Annotated in this window: 1 pseudogene; it reads left to right on the plus strand. The window is 62.3% G+C overall.

From position 1 onward, the window contains the following. Positions 1–639: pseudogene (locus tag NW820_RS13250) on the plus strand (hypothetical protein); the annotation flags it as partial. Between the last annotated feature and the right edge of the window lie 13 nt (positions 640–652).

Genomic DNA, 652 nt, shown 5'->3' on the forward strand with positions numbered 1-652 from the left:
GGATATGGCGGTGGTGGGCGAGGCGGCAGCTCCAGCGGGGGGGTCTCCTCCTCCGATCTGACGATCCTGCTGGTGGTGGCCCTGCTGGCCTTCTTCGGGGGATTCGCTATCCGCAACATCTTCGCCGAGTCGGGCGGCTTTGACGATGAGCGCCCCATCCGCGCTGCCAATGTGCCCGCAGCCTTTCGCGATTTTTGCTTTGCCTATAACGGCACTGCCTCCTTTACTGTGGTGCAACTGACCAGCGTTTCTGCTCTGACCATGGCCTCAGTGCCCGTTTACAAGATGGATACTTGCACCATCCCCGTCAGCCAAACGGCCAATGCCCTCCAAGCTTTGGGCATCCGCGGCCGGGCCAACACCTTGGGCCCCCAGCTGGGGGGATCCAACCTCACCCTGATCCAGCTCCCCTTGGCCAGCAGCTTGGCGCGCGCCGTGTACAGCCAGTTTCCTGGCTTGGCCGCTCAGGGCAACGAGGCGCAGGTTTTGTCCCAACTGGAAGCCACCATCAACAACGCCCTGCGCTCCAACATCGAAGGGTTAGCCCTGCAAAGCCTGGAGCCCACCAACATCCCCGACGTCTACGTGGTGGTGCCGGGGCACTCCTTTAATTTGCAGCCCCAACTCAACCTGCGCTAACCCTCCTGCAGAG

It is taken from the genome of Synechococcus sp. R55.7, assembly GCF_047461955.1.
Lineage (GTDB): Bacteria > Cyanobacteriota > Cyanobacteriia > Thermostichales > Thermostichaceae > Thermostichus.